At 63.2% G+C, this 21,530-nt stretch carries 20 protein-coding genes; 7 read left to right on the top strand and 13 right to left on the bottom strand.

Going from position 1 to position 21,530, the window contains the following annotated elements:
* Window positions 1-10: 10 nt before the first annotated feature.
* Window positions 11-466 carry a RidA family protein gene (locus tag ACE3UG_RS03395; RefSeq protein WP_374619638.1) on the top strand — a complete coding sequence of 152 codons (456 nt, stop codon included), beginning with the start codon at window positions 11-13 and terminating at the stop codon, window positions 464-466.
* Window positions 467-635: 169 nt separating this feature from the next.
* On the opposite strand, the gene ACE3UG_RS03390 is transcribed toward ACE3UG_RS03395, so the two are convergent.
* Both ACE3UG_RS03390 and ACE3UG_RS03385 read right to left on the bottom strand, forming a co-directional pair.
* Complete coding sequence (locus tag ACE3UG_RS03390) at window positions 636-1,427, bottom strand: SDR family NAD(P)-dependent oxidoreductase (protein WP_374619635.1); 792 nt, start codon at window positions 1,425-1,427, stop codon at window positions 636-638.
* A 75-nt stretch (window positions 1,428-1,502) separates the two neighbouring features.
* Window positions 1,503-2,267, bottom strand: a complete 765-nt coding sequence (locus ACE3UG_RS03385) for an SDR family oxidoreductase (protein WP_374619632.1) — start codon at window positions 2,265-2,267, stop codon at window positions 1,503-1,505.
* A 138-nt stretch (window positions 2,268-2,405) separates the two neighbouring features.
* Here ACE3UG_RS03385 and ACE3UG_RS03380 point away from each other — a divergent pair, with 138 nt between their 5' ends.
* Together ACE3UG_RS03380 and ACE3UG_RS03375 are read left to right on the top strand one after the other, a co-directional pair.
* Complete coding sequence (locus tag ACE3UG_RS03380) at window positions 2,406-3,350, top strand: LysR family transcriptional regulator (protein WP_374619629.1); 945 nt, start codon at window positions 2,406-2,408, stop codon at window positions 3,348-3,350.
* 26 nt (window positions 3,351-3,376) lie between these two features.
* Window positions 3,377-3,583 carry a hypothetical protein gene (locus tag ACE3UG_RS03375; RefSeq protein WP_374619626.1) on the top strand — a complete coding sequence of 69 codons (207 nt, stop codon included), beginning with the start codon at window positions 3,377-3,379 and terminating at the stop codon, window positions 3,581-3,583.
* Here ACE3UG_RS03375 and ACE3UG_RS03370 read toward each other — a convergent pair.
* On the bottom strand, window positions 3,559-4,827 hold the full coding sequence (locus tag ACE3UG_RS03370; RefSeq protein ID WP_374619623.1) for an MFS transporter: 1,269 nt from the start codon (window positions 4,825-4,827) through the stop codon (window positions 3,559-3,561). The two genes, ACE3UG_RS03375 and ACE3UG_RS03370, sit on opposite strands and share 25 nt — an antisense overlap.
* Before the next feature lie 131 nt (window positions 4,828-4,958).
* Between ACE3UG_RS03370 and ACE3UG_RS03365 the strand changes: the two genes are divergently transcribed.
* Entirely contained in the window at window positions 4,959-5,882 is a 924-nt protein-coding gene (locus ACE3UG_RS03365) for a LysR substrate-binding domain-containing protein (protein WP_374619622.1), read from the top strand.
* A gap of 19 nt (window positions 5,883-5,901) precedes the next feature.
* Here ACE3UG_RS03365 and ACE3UG_RS03360 read toward each other — a convergent pair whose 3' ends face one another.
* From ACE3UG_RS03360 to ACE3UG_RS03320, 9 genes are all read right to left on the bottom strand, one after another.
* Complete coding sequence (locus ACE3UG_RS03360; protein ID WP_374619620.1) at window positions 5,902-6,354, bottom strand: CopD family protein; 453 nt, start codon at window positions 6,352-6,354, stop codon at window positions 5,902-5,904.
* Window positions 6,355-6,366: 12 nt separating this feature from the next.
* A complete protein-coding gene (parC, locus tag ACE3UG_RS03355) occupies window positions 6,367-8,703 on the bottom strand; it encodes a DNA topoisomerase IV subunit A (RefSeq protein ID WP_374619618.1) in 2,337 nt (778 codons plus the stop codon).
* Between the two features lie 262 nt (window positions 8,704-8,965).
* A complete protein-coding gene (locus ACE3UG_RS03350; RefSeq protein WP_374619615.1) occupies window positions 8,966-9,865 on the bottom strand; it encodes a lytic transglycosylase domain-containing protein in 900 nt (299 codons plus the stop codon).
* Window positions 9,866-9,872: 7 nt separating this feature from the next.
* Window positions 9,873-10,295 carry a DUF4399 domain-containing protein gene (locus ACE3UG_RS03345; protein WP_374619612.1) on the bottom strand — a complete coding sequence of 141 codons (423 nt, stop codon included), beginning with the start codon at window positions 10,293-10,295 and terminating at the stop codon, window positions 9,873-9,875.
* A gap of 108 nt (window positions 10,296-10,403) precedes the next feature.
* On the bottom strand, window positions 10,404-12,383 hold the full coding sequence (locus tag ACE3UG_RS03340) for a DNA topoisomerase IV subunit B (RefSeq protein WP_374619609.1): 1,980 nt from the start codon (window positions 12,381-12,383) through the stop codon (window positions 10,404-10,406).
* A 318-nt stretch (window positions 12,384-12,701) separates the two neighbouring features.
* The gene (locus ACE3UG_RS03335; RefSeq protein WP_374619605.1) at window positions 12,702-14,633 is read right to left on the bottom strand and encodes an ATP-binding cassette domain-containing protein; all 1,932 of its coding nucleotides are present in this window, start codon (window positions 14,631-14,633) and stop codon (window positions 12,702-12,704) included.
* A 93-nt stretch (window positions 14,634-14,726) separates the two neighbouring features.
* Entirely contained in the window at window positions 14,727-15,194 is a 468-nt protein-coding gene (locus ACE3UG_RS03330) for a GNAT family N-acetyltransferase (protein WP_374619602.1), read from the bottom strand.
* Between the two features lie 100 nt (window positions 15,195-15,294).
* Window positions 15,295-15,528, bottom strand: coding sequence for a hypothetical protein (locus tag ACE3UG_RS03325; RefSeq protein WP_374619599.1), 234 nt, complete (start codon window positions 15,526-15,528; stop codon window positions 15,295-15,297).
* 556 nt (window positions 15,529-16,084) lie between these two features.
* The gene (locus ACE3UG_RS03320) at window positions 16,085-16,600 is read right to left on the bottom strand and encodes a hypothetical protein (protein ID WP_374619596.1); all 516 of its coding nucleotides are present in this window, start codon (window positions 16,598-16,600) and stop codon (window positions 16,085-16,087) included.
* A gap of 148 nt (window positions 16,601-16,748) precedes the next feature.
* Here ACE3UG_RS03320 and ACE3UG_RS03315 point away from each other — a divergent pair, with 148 nt between their 5' ends.
* From ACE3UG_RS03315 to ACE3UG_RS03305, 3 genes are all read left to right on the top strand, one after another.
* Window positions 16,749-16,946, top strand: coding sequence for a hypothetical protein (locus ACE3UG_RS03315; protein ID WP_374619593.1), 198 nt, complete (start codon window positions 16,749-16,751; stop codon window positions 16,944-16,946).
* 109 nt (window positions 16,947-17,055) lie between these two features.
* Entirely contained in the window at window positions 17,056-18,774 is a 1,719-nt protein-coding gene (locus ACE3UG_RS03310; protein ID WP_374619590.1) for a glutamine--tRNA ligase/YqeY domain fusion protein, read from the top strand.
* Window positions 18,775-19,030: 256 nt separating this feature from the next.
* A complete protein-coding gene (locus ACE3UG_RS03305) occupies window positions 19,031-20,032 on the top strand; it encodes an urea transporter (RefSeq protein ID WP_374619588.1) in 1,002 nt (333 codons plus the stop codon).
* On the opposite strand, the gene ACE3UG_RS03300 is transcribed toward ACE3UG_RS03305, so the two are convergent.
* Entirely contained in the window at window positions 19,959-21,476 is a 1,518-nt protein-coding gene (locus ACE3UG_RS03300; protein WP_374619585.1) for a deoxyribodipyrimidine photo-lyase, read from the bottom strand. The two genes, ACE3UG_RS03305 and ACE3UG_RS03300, sit on opposite strands and share 74 nt — an antisense overlap.
* Window positions 21,477-21,530 lie beyond the last annotated feature (54 nt).

Here is a 21,530-nt window from a genome sequence, read left to right as displayed (position 1 = left end):
GAAGCCGTACATGTCCGTCTACGACAAACTGAAGCAACTGGGTATCGAACTGCCGAGCGCTGGCGCTCCCGCTGCCGCCTACGTGATGAGCGCACAAACCGGCAACACCGTATTCCTCTCGGGCCACCTGCCGAAGAAAGACGGCAAGGTCTGGACCGGCAAGCTCGGCGCCGACGTAAGCGTCGACGAGGGCAAGGCTGCGGCGCGTGCCGTGGCCATCGAACTGATCGCCACGCTGCACGCGCATACGGGCGACCTGAACAAGGTCAAGCGCGTTGTGAAACTCATGAGCCTCGTCAACTCGACGCAGGAATTCACCGACCAGCATCTGGTGACGAACGGCGCGTCGGAGCTGATCGCGGAAGTGTTCGGCGAGGCCGGCAAGCACGCGCGCTCGGCCTTTGGCGTCGCTCAGATTCCGCTGGGCGCGTGCGTCGAGATCGAGCTGATCGCGGAACTCGCCTGACGATCGTCCGACGGCCGTCCGACGCTCGCCGAATGACGTCGTGATGGGAGGCGTGCCGCCTTGCGGTCGTCTCCCTCCCCCTACCGCAACGGCCACGCAACGGCCACGCACCGCCCCCTCACCGAGGCAATGCCGGGCACCGCACCGCTGGCCCCAGGCTCGTGTGGGCCTAGAAGGCGCTCTTGATCACGCCCCCATCGGCTCGCAACGCAGCGCCTGTCGTCGCCGACGACAGCGGACTGGCGACATAGGCCACGAGGGACGCAATTTCCTGCGGCGAACCGAATCGCTTGATGAGCGATGTGGGGCGTACCGTTTCGAAGAATTCCTTTTCGAACGCTTCGAACGATTTGCCGTCGGCCTTTGCGAGGGTCTCCACGAATTCCCCCACTCCCCGCGATTTGGTCGGCCCCGGCAGCACGCTGTTGACGGTAATGCCCGTGCCGGCAACCGCTTCTGCGAGCCCACGCGAGACCGCAAGCTGCGCGGTCTTCGTCATCCCGTAGTGAATCATTTCAGCGGGAATCTGCACGGCGCTTTCGCTCGAAATGAAGATAATGCGCCCCCAGTTGGCCTGCCTCATCGCCGGCAGAAACAGACGAGCCAGACGGACGCCACTCAGCACGTTGACGTCGAAGAAACGCTGCCAGTCCTCGTCGGGAATGGCTTCAAACGGCTTGGGCTCGAAGATGCCCAGGTTATTGACCAGAATCTCCACGTTCGGATAGCGTCGCGCGAGTTCGTCCGCCGACGCAGCCGTACTCAGATCCCCCGCAAATCCGTACACCTCGCCACCGGTGTCCGCTTTGAGTTGCGCAACGATGTCGTCGACCGATGACTGGGCGCGACCATTGACGATCACGCGCGCGCCTTCCTGCGCCAACGTGCGGGCAATGGCGAGACCAATGCCGGCCGTGCTTCCGCTGACCAGCGCGAGTTTGCCCTTCAAATGCAGGTCCATGAGTGACTTCCTTTTCAGTGAAATTCATTGAGATGGCGACGTCCCGTCTTAAGCAACGGGAAGTCGCCAACAGGTTCACGTGCGGGTGATCGAGGCGCCACCATCCACCAGCGACGCCGTACCGGTCACGAAAGACGAATCGTCCGACGCAAGATAGAGGACCGAACGCGCCAGTTCTTCCGGCTTCGCGACGCGCTTGAGCGCATGCAGCCCAGTCACGAATGCCTGCGATGCGTCGGTGTCGTTCATGTCGCGATACATCTCCGTGTCCACGGCACCGGGCAACACGGCGTTGACGCGCACACCTTGCGCACCGTACTCGGCGGCAAGCGCCTGCGTCAACCCGATCAGCCCGGCCTTGCTCGCCGCGTAGGCTGCCGTGCCGGGAAACGCGAACGAGTATCCGACGAACGTCGACGTGAAGATGATCGACCCACCACCGTGCTTCAGCATTTCGGGAATCTGGGACTTCGCGCCCAGGAAGGCACTGGTCAGGTTCGTCGCCAGCGCAGCGTTCCAGCCCGCTTCGGAAATGCCGGTGGTCGGTCCCATCTCACCGAGCGTGCCAGCGTTGTTGTAGGCGATATCCAGACGGCCGAAGCGGCTTACGGCAAGCGCGACCAACGCCTTCGCAAAGTCCTCCGATTGTACGTCGCCGGCCAGATACGCGGCTTCGCCGCCTTCGCTGACGATCTCCGCCGCGAGCGTTTCCAGTTCCGCCGCGCGGCGTGCCGCCACGACCACCTTGGCACCTTCCTTCGCGAACAGCTTTGCGGTGGCGCGGCCAATACCAGAACTGGCCCCCGTGACGATGGCGACTTTCCCTGTCAAGCGTTGCATGTTCAATCTCCTGAAGCACTGTGTCGGCCAGTGCGGTATGCCTTGGCCCGTGAAGCGACTATATGCTTCATATTTGATTGCAAAAAGGCATAAAACATGCTCGAATCATTCATCTTTTATGAATGATTGCGGAGGGATATGGACCGTCTTCGCGCCTTTGAGGTTTTCGTGACCGTGGTAAGCCGGGGTGGCTTTGCGCGCGCGGCGGAGGCGCTCGGCACGTCGCCCGCAAACGTCACTCGCTATGTGAACGAACTGGAAGCGCATTTGGGCGCGCGCCTGCTGAATCGTACGTCGCGCACGCTGTCGCTCACCGACGGCGGCGAGACGCTCTATGCGCGCTGCAAGTCCATCCTTGACGATGTCGCGGAGACCGAAGGGCTTGTGACCTCCGCGGCGGTCGAACCCCGTGGACGACTGCGCATCAATGCGCCCGTGAGCTTTGGTATTCAGTATCTCGCACCGCTATGGCCTCGGTTCACGCAGACCTATCCCGGGATCGAACTCGACGTTGCGCTGATCGACCGCGTCGTCGATATCGTCGACGAAGGCTATGATCTGGCGATCCGCATCTCGCGCGCCGGATCGACCAGCCACGCCGCCCGCAAACTGGCCACATCGCAAAACATCCTGTGTGCGTCGCCGGCCTACCTGGCGCGCTTCGGACATCCAACCGTGCCGGCGGATCTGATCGCACATCGCTGCATCGGATACACGTATGCGGCCACCGGCGACGAGTGGCAACTGATCGACGGTGGCGGCAAGACCCACGCCGTGCGGGTCGACTGCCACATGCATACCAATAACGGCGATACGGCGCGCGCGGCGGCGCTTGCCGGGCAAGGCGTCATCTGGCAACCCACGTTCCTGATCGGCAACGATCTGCGCGCGGGCAAGCTCGTTCAGGTGCTGCCCGACTATCGCCTGCCTGAGATCGACATACTCGCCATGTACCCGAGTCGCCGACACCTCAGCGCGCGCGTACGCGTCATGATCGATTTCCTGGTCGATGCGTTCGGCGGCGTGCCGCCATGGGATCGGGGTGACGCAGACGGGATGGACGTTGGGCCGGCGACGCGCTGAAAGCCCGTACGGCCCATGTGTTCGGCGTGCTCAGCGTGCTCAGCGTGCTCAGCGTGCTCAGCGTGCTCAGCGTGCTCGGCGTGCTCGGCGTGCTCGGCGTGCTCGGATGTTCCAGTTCCGGTTCCGGTTCCGGTTCCCGGACCGGGACCGGGACCGAGACCGAGACCGGGGGATCGTCCTGCGCCTTGCCGCGCGTTGCGGGTGACGATCAGCGCGGCTTGCCGCTGCCGTAAGCACGACGCATGGCTATCGCGACAGCGAGCGACAGCACGACCGCCACCGCGAGCAGGGCAATCACGCCGTGCCAGCCATGCGACTTGAGCATGACGCCCGAGTAGCTGCCGAGCAGGCTGGAGCCCATGTAGTAGAAAAACAGGTACAGCGCCGAGGCGATCGCCCGCCCCTCGGTCGCGCGGCGTCCCACCCAACTGCTGGCGACGGTGTGCGCCCCAAAGAAGCCGAAGGTAAAGATCGCGAGACCGATCACCACGCCCAGCACCTGCGACGCCAGCAGGCTCACAAGTCCCACCAACGCCAACGCCACCAGCACCCACAGCAGGCGGGGGCGTCCAACGCGATCCGACAGAGGCCCCGCGATGAACGAGCCGATCACGCCGATCAGATACATCGCAAAGATCGCCCCAATGGCGGCGTGCGGCAGATGGAACGGCGGCGCCGACAGGTGAAAGCCCAGATAGTTGTAGACGCTCACGAAGCTGCCCATCATCAGGCCGGCGAACAGGTACAGGCCAAGCAGCGCGGGATCACCGAGGTGGCGGCGCGCATGTCCGATCGCTTCGCGCACCGTCATGTCACGTGGCGAAAAACGACGCGAATGCGGCAGACTACGGGCAAACTCCAGCCCCATCGCCAGACAGACCAGCCCGATCACCGCCACCGACACGCGCCACGAGAACAGGTCGGCGATGAACGCGGACAGCACGCGTCCGGCCATGCCACCGAGAATGTTGCCGCCGATATACAGCCCCATGGACATGCCGAGTGAGCGCGGATCGATTTCCTCGCTCAGATACGCCATCGCGATGGCCGGCAATCCGGAAAGCGCTAGCCCCTTGAGCGCGCTGAGAATGACAATCGTCTCGAAGTTGCTCGAGAACGCACTCGCGAACGTGAGCACCGAGGAACTGAGCAGCGCGATGGTCATCATCCGCTTGCGGCTCACACGATCCGCAGCGACACAGGTCACGAGCAGACCTAGCGCCATCATCATCGTGGCTGCCGAGACCGACCAACTCGCCTGTGCCGGTGAGATACCGAATGTCGTGGTCAGCAGCGGCAACAGCGACTGCATGCAGTACAACTGGGCAAACGTCGAAAACCCGCCGAAAAAGAGCGCCCGGCTGATGACGGCGTATTCACGAGTGCCGCGCGCGACGCCGGCTGGAAGCTTGGATGCCGGTGTACCGACGCCTGCGGGGACGCCGTTGGGAAGAGGAAGGGAATTCGTTGATGCCATGACGCTGGACCGGCTCACGCGAGTCTGGGGGGAAATGTATACAACGAATCATAGGTTTGCCGTTACCCTGCGTCCAATATATATTTAAACGATATTTCCATATATAAAACAGATCAATCGAGGACTGAGGGATGGAACTGCGTCATCTGCGCTACTTCGTGGCCGTCGCTGAAGCGTTGCATTTCAGCCGTGCGGCGCAAAAGCTCAATATCGGCCAGCCGCCGCTCTCCATGCAGATCCGCGCGCTGGAGGACGAATTGGGCGTGGCACTCTTCGAGCGCTCACAGCGACGCGTCTTCCTGACCACCGCCGGGCGGGCGTTCCTCGTGCGGGCGCGTCAGATCCTCGCCGACGCCGAAGCCGCCCGTCAGGAGGTGCAACAGATTGCAGGACTCGACGCCGGGGAATTGCGCATCGCGTTCACGACGTCTGCACCGATGACGAACCTGATGAAACGGGTTCTTACCGGCTATCGCCTGCGATATCCACGCGTGACACTGACGTTGATCGAATCGCCTTCGGAGCGGCAACGGGACGCGCTCACCGAGCGCACGTTGGACATTGGTCTGGTGCGCCAGGCGGACAATGCGCCGCCGATCGCGGGCCTTAGTTTCGAGACGTTGATCGATGAAGCCCTGGTCGTGGTCTTGCATCAGGGTCATGTGCTGTCAGGGCGCGCAAGCCTTTCCATGGCCGACCTGGCCAACGAGGCGTTTATCATGCATCCGCACGATGTGGGCACGGCAATCGATGGAAAAATACGGCGGATGTGCGAGCGTGCAGGATTTGCGCCGCACGTCGTGCAGGAAGCACGCGAGTCGACCACCATCGTCGCACTCGCGGCGAGCGGGCTGGGTGTGGCAATACTCCCGGCCGCCGTGCGATGCATCCAGATCGAGGGCGCATGCTTCATGGACCTCAGCGAGCCCGACGCGCACACGCCCCTGCTGTTGGCCAAGCGTCGCGACGACACAAGCCCGTTAGTACAGGCGTTCGTCGAGATCTGCCGCGAAGTGGCGGGCCACCTTCACGAGACGCCGCCGCCAGGGGCATGAGGCTCCGCCAAGCCCGCGATCAGCCGCGCAGCGATGCCGCCAGACCGATGACGACGACGCCGAGCACAAGATTCAGGATCACGAGCCGTCGAATCCCATTGACTGCGGCAGCGCCGTCCGGCCATGACTGCGCCTGCACCGCGCGTTGCAAGCGCGGAAACAGCGCAAAGCGAATGTGACCGAAGACGAGCATCATCACCACGCCGATGCCGGCCATCGCATGCACGGGCCAACGGGCGTGCATGCCGCCCATCTCGAGCATCATGTGTCCGCCGGAAAGCAGAATCACAACGATCGCCACACCCACCCACGTGAAAAAGCGCGAGAGCGCCGCTTCCCATAACGGCAGACGTTGCTGCGGCGACAATTCGGAGGACGCCGGACGCAGGCAGGCCAGCGCAAAGAACATCCCCCCGATCCAGACGACCACGCTCACCAGATGCAGGAACAGGCTGAAGGCATAAACGTTCATGCATAACTCCCGTCAGGATGCCGAAGGTACGGCCGGCGACACCGGCTCGAGCGAACGCGGCTTGAACGTCGCGAACTTGACTGCCGGGGAACGGCCCTTGCGGGCGCGCTTGCCGATGTTGGGCGCGAGCGACGCGCCCGAGAGCGTCTCGGACTGCAGCTTGCCCCCGCGAACTTCGCCATACACCGTAACGCCCGCTTCGCCGATCGGCACCGCCGACACCAGGGTCTGCTTCGCGTCGAGTCCGATCAGCGTGACACCGCGCCCGCCCCCCGTGAGCGACTTCATCTCGTCCATGCCGAACACGAGCAGGCGGCCGTCGCTCGACAGACACGCCACCGCGCTCGCACCGCGCCAAATCGGTGTCGGGGCCAGGGGCTCGGAACCGTCGTCGATGGTCATGAACGACTTGCCGGCCTTTACGCGGCTGACCATATCGCCAAGCTTCGTCGTGAAGCCGAAACCCGCCGACGTTGCCAGCAACAATGGCTGGTCGCCCGATGCCGCGTAGTAGTGCAGCAAGCGCGACCCCGATTCCAGTTCGATCAGCGACGTGAGCGGCACGCCGTCGCCGCGTCCGCCCGGCAACTGCGCGACCGCCACCGAATAGACACGGCCATTGCTGCCCCAAGCGATCAGCGGATCGACGGTGCGGCACTCGAATGCGCCGTACAGCGCGTCGCCCTGCTTGAACGAGAAGCTTTGCGCATCCAGACCATGGCCCTTGAGCGCACGCACCCACCCCTTGGATGACACCACGACGGTGACGGGCTCGTCGACCACACGCGCCTCGGCCACGGCGCGCTTTTCCTCTTGAATCAGCGTGCGGCGTTCGTCGCCGAACTGCTTCGCGTCGGCTTCGATTTCCTTGATGATCAGACGCTTCATTGCGCTGTCGTTGGACAGCAGGTCTTCCAGCTTCGACTTCTCGTCGCGCAACGACGCAAGTTCCTGTTCGATCTTGATCGCTTCGAGTCGCGCCAACTGACGCAGGCGAATTTCCAGAATGTCGTCCGCCTGACGCTCGCTCAACCGGAACGCGCTCATCAGCGCGGCCTTCGGCTCGTCCGACTCGCGGATGATGCGAATGACCTCGTCGATATTCAGGAAGACGATCATCCGTCCTTCGAGAATATGAATGCGGTCGTTGACCTTGCCCAGACGATGGCGTGAGCGGCGCGTAACCGTCTCGAAGCGGAAGCCGATCCACTCGGTGACGATGCTGCGCAACGACTTCTGCGCCGGGCGACCGTCGGCGCCGACCATCACGAGGTTGACCGACGCGCTCGATTCCAGGCTCGTGTGCGCGAGCAGCATCGTGATGAATTCCTGCTGGTCGATACGGCTCGACTTCGGCTCGAACACCAGCCGCACCGGCGCGTCCCGGCCCGACTCGTCGCGAACCGCATCGAGCATGCCGAGCATCGACTGTTTGAGGTTCTGCTGCTCGGGCGTAAGCGACTTCTTGCCGAGTTTGACCTTCGGATTGGTGATTTCCTCGATTTCCTCGAGCACCTTCTGAACCGACGTGTTCGGCGGCAACTCATACACGACCGCCTGCCACTGACCGCGCGCCATCTCTTCGATTTTCCAGCGCGCGCGCATCTTGAGACTACCTCGACCGCTTTCGTAGGCCGCGCGGATTTCCGCCGCACTCGAAATCAACTGGCCGCCGCCCGGGAAGTCCGGCCCCTGCACAAGCGTCATCAATTCGGCGTCGTCGAGCTTCGGATTGCGGATCAGGGCAACCGCCGCCGACGCGACTTCGCGCAAGTTGTGCGACGGGATTTCCGTCGCCAATCCCACCGCGATCCCCGAGGCCCCGTTGAGCAGCACGAATGGCAGCCGCGCCGGCAACAAGCGCGGCTCCTCGGTCGAGCCATCGTAGTTCGGCACGAAGTCCACCGTGCCCGCGTCGATTTCGTCGAGCAACAGCTTCGCGATCGGTGTCAGCCGCGCCTCGGTGTAGCGCATGGCCGCCGCACCGTCGCCATCGCGCGAGCCGAAATTGCCCTGACCGTCGATGAGCGGATAGCGCATCGAGAAGTCCTGTGCAAGACGTACCAGCGCATCATAGGCAGACTGGTCGCCGTGCGGATGGAACTTGCCGAGTACGTCGCCAACCACGCGCGCCGACTTGACCGGCTTGGCGTCCGACGCCAGGCCCATTTCGTTCATCGCGAACAGAATGCGTCGCTGCACCGGCTTCTGGCCATCGCATACGTCGGGCAGTGCACGACCTTTGACAACGCTTATCGCGTAGTCGAGATAGGCGCGCTCGGCATACGCGCCGAGCGTCAGCGTGTCGTCATCCGACGGTTGCGTAAAGAGATCTTCTACTTGTTCCATAAAACCTGTGGGTTTGCTGCGAACGTACGATGAGAGTTCGGGTGGAGGTTGACCGCGAGATCATACCAAGCTCGTCGGCACCTTTCGGCAAAAAACACGTCGGCGCGGCAAAGCGGGACGTGATTTCGGAATGCAGGAGGCTGGAATCGGCAGGAGGCCGCTCTCCGTTCAGGCAAATCCGAGCAGTGGACGGCCGGCATCACCCTGCGAGCGCGTGGAAGACACGCGCTCGCCCCCGCCGAGAACGCCGCACCGACGCGATTCAGTCGATTGCCGGTGCCGACGACAGCGCCCCTGCCGCCGATTCGCGTACCACCGCGTTCGGCATGGTAGCAGGCACGACGGGCAGGCCGGACGGCGCCCCCAGAATGACGTGAATGCGGCCGTCGCGCGAGCCGCTCACCCGGGCACCGCCCATTTGCGCAACGTGACCGCTCGCACGGATCACCCCACCTCCGAGCGCAGCGACCGCCGCATCGGGCTTGAAGCGTCGATAGAGTTCGAGCACGGCGGCTACGTAATCGCGGGTCTCTGCATAAGGCGGAATCTGGTCGTCATGACGCGCCACCGCCCCCTCTCCCGCGTTGTACGACGCCAGGACAAGCTCGAGACGGTCGGGATAACGCGCCTGTAGATCCCGCAGATAGCGGGCGCCTGTCAGCACATTGATGCGCGGATCGGCGAGTTTGTCGGCGACCGTGCGCCGCGCGTCGGCACGCACGCCGTAACGCTCGCCGGTGGCAGGAAGCACCTGCATCAATCCGATGGCGCCTTTGGGCGACACCGCTGCGCTATCGAACCCCGACTCCGCTGCGATGACGGCTTTGAGCAGCGCCGCATCGACGTGATAACGCTGCGCGGCCTGCGCAATCACAGGCGCCAGCTTTCTCAGATTGGGATGACGCGCAAGGGCGTCGTACAGTCGCGCGCGGTCTTCGCCGCTGGCAACACCGCCATGCGCCGCGCGCAAATCGGCGTTGCCGCCAGAACTCACGACTAGACGGTAATGCGCATCGAGCTTGCGCGCGGCCAGATGCGCGATGCCGTTCTCGTCGACGTAACCGTAGAGTTCGGCGTGCGCCAATGGCGTCGACGCAAGCAGCGCGGCGGCCAGCACGGGGCCGGCGAAGCGTCGGCGCAGCGCATGAATGCGAACCGCCATCGAGGGGTTATTGTGGCCGACCTTTGACATGCACCTTGATTGTCTGGCTCATGGCCGGACCGTACGACTGGTGCGCACCGTTGGCGAACTGAATCGTCAGCGTGTGATCACCGGGCGTCAGATTGACGCTCGTCTCGGTCTGTCCTTTGCCGAAGTGCAGGTGCGTGTCGTCCGTGGGTACGACTTGACCTGCCGGAATCGAATCGCCGTCGATGATGAGATGGTGATGACCGGTATTGGACGTCATATCGCCCGCCGGTTTGATCGCCATTCCCTCGACGCCGAACTTAACCACCACCGGGTTGGATACCGTCGCACCGTTGGTCGGGGCAACGAAGAAGACGCGCGGCTGGGCCGACTGTGCCAACGCGACGGCGCTGGCACCGGCCAGCAGCAACGGCACGAAAATGCAACGCATGGAACGCAACATAACGCGACTCCCGGTGGGGTGGAGGGAGGATTATCCCACCATGTGAGCGCTCACGCTGGTTTCCCGTGCGTGAGGGCCCCCATCGTTGGGCTGGCGCCGGCCCTGCGCTCAGATGTCGGCTTCCACCTCGTTGCCCTTGGCTTCGAGCCAGCTGCGGCGCTGCGCCGCCTCGCCCTTGCCCATGAGCATGTTCATCCGCGCCACCGTCGCCTCGAAATCGAGTCCGCCGAGTGCTACGGGGCTCAACCGACGGGTATCGGGATTCATGGTGGTTTCCCACAACTGCGCGGCACTCATCTCACCCAGTCCCTTGAAGCGGCTGATCGACCATGCATTGTCGCGCACCCCGTCCTTGCGCAGCTTGTCGAGAATGGCTTCGAGTTCGCCTTCGTCGAGCGCGTAGAGCTTCTGCGCGGGCTTCTTGCCCCGTGCCGGCGCGTCCACACGATACAGCGGCGGGCGAGCCACGAACACGTGTCCCTTCGCGATCAATTGGGGGAAGTGGCGGAAGAACAGCGTCAGCAGCAATACCTGAATATGGGAGCCGTCGACGTCGGCGTCCGAGAGGATGCAGATCTTGCCGTAGCGCAGATTCGACAGATCGGGCGTGTCGTTCGCGCCGTGCGGATCGACGCCGATCGCCACGGCGATGTCGTGCACTTCGTTATTCGCGAAAAGCCGGTCGCGTTCGGTTTCCCAAGTATTGAGAACCTTGCCGCGCAACGGCAGAATCGCCTGAAACTCCTTGTCGCGGCCCATCTTCGCCGAACCGCCCGCCGAGTCGCCCTCGACCAGAAACAGTTCGTTGCGCGTGATGTCCTCGGTTTCGCAATCGGTCAGCTTGCCCGGCAGCACGGCCACCCCGGAGCTTTTCTTCTTCTCGATCTTCTGGCCCGCACGCGTGCGCGCTTGCGCCTGACGAATCACCAGCTCGGCCAGCTTCTTGCCGTGCTCAACGTGATGATTGAGCCACAACTCGAGCGCCGGACGCGTGAAGGAGGACACGAGACGGACCGCATCGCGGCTGTTCAGACGCTCCTTGATCTGCCCCTGGAACTGCGGATCGAGCACCTTTGCGGACAGCACGAACGACACGCGCGAGAAGACGTCTTCCGGCAGCAGCTTCACGCCCTTGGGTTGCAGATTGTGCAGCTCGATGAAGCCACGCACTGCCTGGAACAAGCCTTCGCGCAGCCCCGACTCATGGGTGCCGCCCGCCGGCGTCGGAATCAGGTTGACGTACGACTCACGCACCGGCGCGCCATCTTCCGTCCACGCGACGACCCACGCCGCGCCCTCGCCTTCCGCGAAACTGTCTTCGTTGGCGTCGGCAAAACGCTCGCCTTCGAAGAGCGGAATCAGCGGCTCAGCGCCGCCCAGCGATTCGACCAGGTAGCCGCGCAAACCGTGTTCATAGAACCAGGTCTGCTCGTCGCCGCTTTTCTCCTGGCGCAGCGTGACGCGCACGCCCGGCAGCAGTACCGCTTTCGAGCGCAGCAAGCGTTGCAGCTCACCCACCGGCAGCGTGGCGCTATCGAAGTACTTCGCATCCGGCCAGACGGTGACGCGTGTGCCGCTCTTCTTTTCGCCGCGTTGCGAGGCGCGAGAATGCAACGCCACGTTGACATTACCGCCATCGGCAAATTCGAGGTCGGAGACCTGGCCGTCGCGCCACACGGTGACCGCCAGCCGCGTTGACAGGGCGTTCGTCACCGACACGCCGACACCATGTAGGCCACCCGAGAACGTGTAGGCGCCGCCGGCCGCTTTGTCGAACTTGCCCCCTGCGTGCAAACGCGTGAAAACAATTTCGACGACCGGCACACCCTCTTCCGGGTGGATGCCCACGGGAATGCCCCGGCCATCGTCTTCCACGCTCACCGAACCATCCTTGTTCAGCGTGACGAGAATCTGCTTGCCGTAACCGCCAAGCGCTTCGTCCGAGGCGTTGTCGATGACTTCCTGAATGATGTGCAGCGGATTTTCGGTGCGGGTGTACATGCCCGGGCGCTGCTTGACCGGCTCAAGACCCTTCAGGACCTTGATGGACGCTTCGCTGTACTGGGCAGGCGTATTTTTTTTCGACATAGCGTGACTGATTTGGGGTATGACGCCCAGCGGTTATCCACATATCCTGTGGACAACCAAGGGGAAAACCCATTAACACATGACAAAAGCGACGCCGGATCAATGACTTGAGTTGCGGCGCCCACATAATGGGCACACTGAGCACGCGCAGCGCCCGGCGTGGGATACCTCGAATACGCGCCGTGCACGATGAATCGCGGCCTATTGTACTGTCACTCGCGATTCGATCGAGTGACCACGCCGACCGGCCAACGAAACGCAGCCGGTCACCCGGCCGCCCGTCGGTGCGCGGCCCCTGTGCCGACCCTGCGCTGGACGTTACGCGCTCTCGCCGCGCTGCTTGGCTTCGAGCACTTCCCACCGTTCGAGCGCTTCGAGCAACTCCAGTTCAATCGCTTCGACACGTTCGGACAACACCGCACCCGCGGCCGGATCTTTCGCAAAGATCGTCCCGTCGCCGAGGGTCGCCGTAGCCGTCTTTTGCTCGGTCTCCAATGCCGCGATGCGCGCAGGCAGACTATCGAGCTCGCGCTGTTCCTTGTAGCTCAACTTGACGGTGCGGTTCGCGCCGCGCTTGGTGGCACTTGGCGTGTCCTTCGCGATGGCTTCGGCAGGAGCGCGCTGCGCAGCGAGCGCCGCAGACCGATCGCTCTGCACCTGCCAATCGGTGAACCCGCCGACATACTCGCGCCAATTGCCGTCACCTTCCGCCGCGATGACCGAGGTCACCACGTTATCCAGGAACGTGCGATCGTGGCTCACCAGAAACACGGTGCCGCTGTAGTCCTCAAGCAGCTCCTCGAGCAATTCGAGCGTCGGGATATCCAGATCGTTGGTCGGTTCGTCGAGCACCAGCACATTGGCCGGACGCGCGAACAACCGCGCGAGCAGCAGACGGTTTCGCTCGCCCCCCGAGAGGGACTTCACGGGCGAGCGGGCGCGCTCCGGCGAAAACAGGAAGTCACCGAGATAGCTCATGACATGCTTGCGCACGCCATTGATTTCGATCCAGTCGCTGCCGGGGCTGATCGTATCGAGCAGACTCCGCTCCGGATCGAGTTGCGCCCGCATCTGATCGAAATACGCGACCTGGAGATTCGTACCGACGCGAATCTGTCCGCTGTCCGGCGCGATCTCGCCAAGGATGAGTTTGAGCATCGTCGTCTTGCCGACGCCGTTCGGCCCCACGAGGCCGACCTTGTCGCCACGCATGAGGGTCGCCGTAAAGTCGCGCACGATGACACGGTCGCCATACGACTTCGTCACGTGCGTCAGTTCGGCCACGATCTTGCCGGACTTCTCGGTCTGCGCCACATCCATGCGCACATTGCCCTGAATCTCACGGCGCGCGGCACGCTCGTTACGCATCGTCTTCAATCGCTCGATACGCGACACGCTGCGCGTGCGGCGTGCTTCGACGCCCTTGCGAATCCAGACTTCTTCCTGGGCGAGCAGCTTGTCGAACTTGTCGTTCTCCACGCGCTCGACTTCGAGCTGTGCGGCCTTGCGTTCCTGATACTGCGTGAAGTTGCCCGGGTACGACAGCAGACGGCCGCGATCGAGTTCGACGATACGCGTGGCGACTCGGTCGAGGAAGCTGCGGTCGTGGGTGATGAACAGCAGTGCGCCGCGATAGCCGATCAGCAAGTCTTCCAACCAGCGAATCGCGTCGAAATCGAGGTGGTTGGTCGGCTCGTCGAGCAGCAACACGTCTGGCTTGGCGACCCAGGCTTGCGCGAGCGAGACACGCTTTTGCATACCGCCGGAGAGCGCGCCGACGCGCGCGTGGCCGTCGAGGCCAAGCTGCGCAATGGTCGTCTCCACCCGTGTCTTGAGCTGCCACGCGTCGGCGGCGTCGAGCGACGACTGCAGCGTGTTCATACGCGCGAGCAACGCATCGTGCTCGGCGCCCTCGGGCGCGTCGGCAAGCGCGGCGACCGTGCCATCGTAATCGCAGAGCAGGCCATGCAGCTCACCGAGACCGAGTGCAACGGCGTCGAACACCGTCTGATCGGCGTCGAATTGGGGTTCCTGGGGCACGTAGACGGTATGGAGTCCGGCCTGCCGCGCGACGAGTCCGTCGTCGGGCACGGTCAGCCCCGCCACGATCTTGAGCAGCGACGACTTACCCGCGCCGTTGCGCCCGATAAGCCCGACGCGCTCGCCAGCTTCGAGCGAAAAATCGGCATTGTCGAGCAATGCCACGTGACCGAACGCCAATTGGGCGCCCGAAATGGAATACAAGGCCATGTGTCGGGGAATGCGTGAACTGCGATGGGGGCTATTGTAGTGCCGGGCGTGAGGGCCCGGCTGCGATTGCACTGCTATGACTGCTATGCACGACTATTGGGCGGCTGGCGGGCGCAGCATTTCGATATGCAGGATGCCGTCTTCGTCATACGGTTCGCTGGCCTTGACAAACCCGAACGCGCCATAAAACGCCTCGAGATGCGCTTGCGCACCGATGCGCAGCGCCGCGCCCGGCCAGTGCACGTCGGCGATCGCAATCGCCCGCGCCAACAATTCGCGTCCGAGGCCGGTGCCACGATGCGACGACGCCGTCAGCACACGCCCGATCGATGCTTCTTCATAGGCGAGACCCGGTGGCAGGAGCCGCAGGTAGGCGGCAATCCGTGGCGGGTCCGTCGCATCGCTCGCGTGTGCCACGAGATGCAGGCTATGGGGGTCACGTCCGTCGATGTCCTGATACGGGCACTGTTGCTCAACCACGAATACGGCATTTCTCGCGGCCAGAATACGGTAAAGCAATGTGCTACCCAGCGCATCGAACGACTTGCACATCCATTCCATTGCCGACTCTCCAGCCTTGCGTTGCGAAAGGCGGGACTATAGCACCGTCGTCAAGCAACGATGCCAGCATCGCACACAGGGAATGAATGGGGAAACGGAGTTACTGGAAGTAGACGATGCCCTGCTCGATGTCCGCACGGGCGTTACGCTCGGCGTCGTCAAGCGCGTAGCTTTGCGTGGCAAAGCCGTAGGCGGTCTGAACCTGATATGCGCCCACTTTTTCCAACCCTTGGTGGGTCGGGCGGTGAATCTCGTAGAACGCGTCCCAACGGGCGTTGTCGCGCTCGACGGCACGCACGCTGTACTGAAATTCTTGAAATTGTGTTGTTTTCATTTTGTATCCTTCTTGCTGCATAAAATTTGACTGATAAATATTTCTCTCGAATCGGCTTACGGTGATGTGAGTGCAAATCTGCACAAATGTTTCCGTGAAGTGCTCGCAGCCTATCTGCCGAATGTGACAAAAACGCGACATTCGCATGACTGACACATGACAGGCGGTACGGGTGAACGCGGCACGTGGCACGAGACCACTTGCTCACACCGACATCGCGCGAACCAAGGCGCAATGGGGGCGTTCGGTACGACTTCCAGTTTCGGGGGAACGATGCGCTGGCGCCCTGTCGAGGGCGACGGCACGAACGTTGGACGCGTAGTTCACGTCAAGCGTTCAGGGCGGCATGCGGTAGTACTGCCGTGCGGCACATCTGTAGTGATAATCGTGCCACACGTCGACCGCGTCCAGTCAGGCTCGAAACCTGCCCGGCAGTGCGCGCCACGGGTGACTGCTACCCGTTCAATCCGAAATTGGCGGAAAAACGAGTGCAGATAGCGAATAATAACAGAAAATTCGTGTCCGCGCACCAAAGCAGGTCAGTGCCGAAGTGCGGTTACGGTGCACGGCCTCGATCGTCAATTTGGGCAAGCACCCAGTACATATAGCCCGCGAACGCGCCGAAGATCACATGTCCCGCCACCATCGTCCAGCCACGCGACGCGACGAACCACGGGAACCACTGTGTCATCACGTAAAAATTGACGGCATACACGACCAACCCGAAGATCGCTCCCGCTATCGACACGGTGATCACATCCGAGTCCAGCCGGAAGGGGGCGACAATCGCACCGAGCACCACGCCCAGCACCACGCCGATGGCCGAGTGGACGACCAGCGCCATGGCCACGATGGACACGTCGAACGTGGCAGGTTGCGCGAGAACGCCCGGGCCCAGCAAGATGGCGGCCACCATGCGAGACGGCACCCACGGACTCTGGCCCGAGACCAGCAGCACCATGAGCATTTCCACGGCCGAGAAGAAAGCGCAGGCAACAAAGCCTGCAACGGCAGCGGCCGGCCAGTCGGGCGAGCGATGCGTGTAGCGATGCGAGTGGAGGTGCAGTTCCATGATGTCCTCCCTTGAGGGTTACCCACAGAGCCGCCGACAGAACCGGCAGTGCTTTCAGGATAGAACAATCCACGCGCGGCGACGGTGGATCGTCACTGTATACTTGGCGTCACGCCCCGCCGCCGGCGGGACTTTCGGGAGATATCGTATGTCCAGTCTTATTGGCTTGCTCGTCGCTATCGTGCTCGTTGGGGTTCCCGTCTGGCGCATTCTGACCCGGCTCGGCCTGTCGCCCTGGTTCACGGTGCTGGCCTTCATTCCGGTCGTCAACATCATTTCGCTCTGGTTGCTGTCGTACGCCAGTTGGCCAGGCCAGCGCACGTCGGCCCAGGGCAGCCAAGGGTGACATCCGGGCACCGACGTCACCTTCATACATCGGCATGGTGCGTTGACGCTCGCCCGTGGTGCAGTGCGGTACGGTAGAATATTCGCCAAACTCCGAACACTGGACTGGCATGAGCACAGAGCTGAACGCGGCATCCAACTTCATCCGCAACATCATCGACGAAGACAATCGCTCCGGCAAATGGGGCCAGCGCGTGGAAACGCGCTTCCCGCCGGAGCCGAACGGTTATTTGCACATCGGTCACGCCAAGGCCATCTGCCTGAACTTTGGGGTGGCGCGCGATTACGATGGCGTGTGCCACCTGCGCTTCGACGACACCAACCCCGAGAAGGAAGAAACGGAATACGTCGACTCGATCATCGACATGGTCAAGTGGCTCGGCTTCAGCTATCAGACGCCGCAAAAGGAACACCTCTATTTCGCGAGCGACTACTTCGAGCAGCTCTATCAGGGTGCCGAGATTCTGATCCAGCGCGGCAAGGCTTACGTCGACAGCCAGAGCGCCGAGGACATGCGTACCCACCGTGGCACGCTCACGGAGCCGGGCAAGGATTCACCGTTCCGCAACCGCACGATCGAGGAGAACCTCGACTTGTTCCGTCGCATGCGCGCAGGTGAATTCGCCGACGGCACGCACGTGCTGCGCGCCAAGATCGACATGGCCTCGCCCAACATCAACCTGCGCGACCCGGCCATCTATCGTATCCGCCACGCGCATCACCATCGTACCGGCGACGCCTGGTGCATCTATCCGATGTACACCTACGCGCACCCGCTCGAGGACGCGATCGAGAACATCACGCACAGTCTGTGCACGCTGGAGTTCGAAGATCAGCGGCCGTTTTACGACTGGGTGCTCGGCGAATTGGCCGACGCCGGCATGTTTGCTCGTCCGACACCGCAACAGATCGAATTTGCGCGTCTGCAACTGACCTACGCGATTACGAGCAAGCGCAAGCTGCGCCAACTGGTCGACGAAAAACACGTCGACGGTTGGGACGACCCGCGCATGCCCACCCTCGTCGGTCTGCGCCGCCGGGGCTTCTCGCCGGAGAGCCTGCAGTTGTTCTGCGAGCGCATCGGCGTGGCCAAGTCGGCCTCGTGGATCGACATGAGCATTCTCGAGCAAGCCCTGCGCGACGACCTCGACCCGAAAGCCCCGCGCGCAACGGCAGTGCTCGATCCGCTCAAGCTGGTCATCGACAACTACCCGGAAGGCAAGCAGGAAGACTGCCAGGCGCCCGTGCATCCGCACTTTCCGGAGCGCGGCATGCGCACGTTCCCCATCTCACGCGAGCTGTGGATCGAACGCGAAGACTTTCAGGTTGAGCCGGTCAAGGGCTTCTTCCGCCTGTTCCCGGGCAACAAGGTGCGCTTGCGCTACGGTTACGTCGTGGAGTGCACGGGCTTCGATACCGACGCGCACGGCAACGTCACCGCCGTGCATTGCCACTATTTCGAAGACAGCCGTTCGGGCACACCGGGGGCGGACAATTACAAGGTCAAGGGCAACATCCACTGGGTGAGCGCGCCGCATGCGCTCGCAGCGGAGGTACGTATCTACGACCGCCTGTTCCTCGATCCGAATCCGGACGCGGGCGAGAAGAATTTTCTCGATGCCATCAATCCGAACGCCAAGCGCGTGACGCAGGCGTATGTCGAGCCGGGACTGATGAGCGTCGCGCCGGAAGACCGTGTGCAATTCGAGCGCCACGGCTACTTCGTCGCCGACCGTCACGATTCGACGCCGGGCAAGCCAGTGTTCAACCGCATCGTCTCGCTCAAGGACAGTTGGGCCGTCAAACCGGCGAAGGGCGGCGGCAAGTAAGCCGTCCGGCGGCATGGAGCATTGAGCAGAACCCGCGCCCTTTCGCGCGGGTTTTGTTTTCTGGGCGGCGGACAGGCACCGCGTCGCAGCGCATACCGACTATAACGATCCGCCGCGCCTGCAAGCGCGCGTTCGGCGTAAGCTCGCCTTCGTCGCTCACCTGCCGGTGGCCGATCCGTCCGATCGGGCGTCACGCAGCGCACGCCGTGAGCGCACCACTGCCCAACGCTCACCGCCCAAGCCGGAACCGCCACCCATGCCACTGCTTCGCGCCGCGCGTGTGCCTGTATCGCCACACGTCAAGGTCAACGCCAACGCAAACACCAACACAAACGCCAACGCAAACGCCAGGAGCCGCTGGCTGATCGACGTGTTGCACGCGCTCCACGCGCTGGGCGCAAACGTCGCACAAATCTATTTCATTCCGTCGGCGAGTATCGGGTGGCTGCTGCTCGCCGTACTCGCACTCGCCGATTGGCCGGCTGCGCTCACCGGCCTCGCGGCGAGCGCTGGCGCGTCGTGCCTGGCGACGGCGCTGCGCCTGCGGCACGAGTCCCGTCACGACGGGCGATTGGGATACAACGCAGCCCTCACCGGCATTGCGTTCGGCGCTCTATGGCGACCCGACGCCGTGTTCGTCGCCTGGCTTGCGGTCTGTGTTGGCCTGACCGTCATCACGACCGCAGCGCTTGCCCGTTACCGGTACCGTGCTCTGACCTTGCCGTTCGTCGGTGCGATGTCGCTCACGTGGGCCATGCAGCCCTGGCTACGTTTGCTACCGCGCGCCCCCGGCGCCCTCGCGTGCGACACGGCTACGCCGGGCTTCGTCTTCTGTTCGGTGGGCCAAGTGGTATTCATCGCCCCGCTGGTGCTCGGATTGCTCACCTGGTACGTTCTGGCACTCTGGAATGCCCGCGCCACCTTGTGGGCGCTGGCGGCTGTCATCCTCGTCTGGACCAGCCTCGCAGCCACGACAGCGTTGTGGCCTGCGATGGCCGGACAGGCCGGCGGGATCGGCATCAATGCGTTTCTTGCCGCCTTCGGACTGGGGATGTTCGAACGCAGCGCCGCCCAGCGCTTTGCGGGCGCCGCGCTGGCCAGCCTCCTGTGCATCGTCCTCGGCGCCATGCTCGGCCCCCGGGGTTGGCCCTACTTTACGCTGCCGTTCAATCTCGCGGTCTGGATCATGCTCCGCCTGCCCGCCGACCGCCGACAACCACGTCTTCTCCGTCCTTGGCCGAAACGGCAGGCGTCTTGACCACCGCGTAGCGCGCAAGCGTCTGCTTGCGAGCGACATCGTGGGCAACGCGCGGCTGCGGATAGTCGCGCCCCAATTCCACATTGGCGTTGAGCAGCGCTTGCGCATCCGCCCGCCAGGGCGCGTGCAGCGCCTTGTCAGGCAAACCGGCCAGCTCCGGCACATACTTCCGGATAAACCGCCCTTGCGGATCGAACTTCTCCGACTGGGTCACCGGATTGAAAATGCGGAAGTACGGTTGCGCGTCACACCCGGTGGATGCGGCCCATTGCCAACCGCCGTTGTTCGCCGCGAGATCGAAGTCGTTGAGCGCGCGGGCGAAATAGGCTTCGCCGCGTCGCCAATCGATGCCAAGGTCCTTGACCAGAAAGCTCGCCGTCACCATGCGCAAACGATTGTGCATATACCCGGTCTGGTTGAGCTGGCGCATTGCGGCATCGACGAGTGGATACCCCGTCCGCCCCTCGCACCACGCCTGAAAATCCGCATCGGCCGCTTTGCCGTGGGCCCACTCAATGGCGTCGTAGGCAGGTTTGAACGCCTTCCCAACGACGTCTGGACGGTGGTGCAAAATCATGAAGTAGAACTCGCGCCAAATAAGCTCGCCAAGCCACGTTTGCGCGCCGCTACCGGCATCGCCGCCGCGCAACATCGCAGCGTGCGCTTCGCGGGCGAGCGTGCGTATCGAGATCGTGCCGAAACGCAGATGCACCGACAGATAGCTCGGCCCCCGCACTGCGGGATAGTCGCGCCGCTCATGGTAATGCCCCATACGAGGCAAAAAATCGTCCAGCAATTGCCGTGCACCGGACTCCCCCGCAGGGATAGCCATCCGCCGAGCATCAGGCACGTCGAAACCCAGCGACGTCAATGACGCAAGCGCCCCCTCGTCGCGCGGTGGCGCAGCCAGACGCTGAAGATCGGTCTCGCGTCCGTGCGGTGCCAGATCCACCGGCCGAACCTGCTTCAACCACGCGCGCTGATACGGCGTGAACACGCTGTATGGCTCGCCCTGCGCGGTGAGAATCTCATTGGCTTCGAAGATCACCTGGTCCTTGACGACCTCGAACGCGATGCCGAGATCGGTCAGCGAGCGCGCCACCGCGCGATCTCGCACGACAGCAGCGGGTTCGTAATCACGCCCGGCAAAGACCGCCTGTATCCCGAGCGACGTCGCCAGCGACGCAATCTCGGCCGTCGGATCCCCGTGCCGAACCATCAGCGCGCCGCCAGCCGCCTTGAGCGTCTTCGCCAACTCGCCCAGGCTGTCGTGAATGAAAGCGACACGACGATCGTCGCGCGGCAGGGCGTCGAGAATCGTCGTATCGAAGACGAACACGACATACACCTCGCGACACACCGCAAGTGCATGGGCCAGCGTCGCGTTGTCTGTGCAGCGCAAGTCGCGCCGCAGCCATACCAGTCCCTTTTTGAATTCGCTCATATCAAATCGGCGCAGCACTGGCTGCGCGCCGTTGTCAGTTCTGTCAATTCCCGT

Source organism: Pandoraea sp. (assembly GCF_041919235.1).
Classification (GTDB): Bacteria; Pseudomonadota; Gammaproteobacteria; order Burkholderiales; family Burkholderiaceae; genus Pandoraea.
The sequence above is the reverse complement of the archived record's forward strand: the minus strand, read 5'-3'. Positions and strand labels throughout refer to the sequence as shown.